Raw genomic sequence first — 255 nt, 5'->3', positions numbered from 1 at the left:
CGCCCACCCGTCTGTACCCGTTCGGCGAGGCCCCGGAAGGGGTGAGCAAGCCTTATGCGGTTTGGCAGACGATTGGGGGCGAGCCGGACAACTACCTGGCTGATCGGCCCGACTCTGACCGGTTCGATCTGCAGATCGACGTATATGGCACCTCTGCCACGCAAACCCGAAACGTGGCCAAGACCCTCCGTGACGCCATCGAGCTAAAGGCCTACGTCATCCGCTGGAATGGCGAATTCTATGACGCTACGACCA

At 61.2% G+C, this 255-nt stretch carries 1 protein-coding gene; it reads left to right on the top strand.

Features of this window, described 5'->3' with window-relative positions; translation table 11 throughout:
- Positions 1 to 255: tail completion protein gp17 (gp17, locus tag HAQ05_RS29755; RefSeq protein WP_190427784.1), on the top strand; the 255-nt coding region annotated here is incomplete at both ends.

It is taken from the genome of Pseudomonas typographi, assembly GCF_014694385.1.
GTDB classification, from domain to species: Bacteria; Pseudomonadota; Gammaproteobacteria; order Pseudomonadales; family Pseudomonadaceae; genus Aquipseudomonas; species Aquipseudomonas typographi.
The sequence above is the reverse complement of the archived record's forward strand: the minus strand, read 5'-3'. Positions and strand labels throughout refer to the sequence as shown.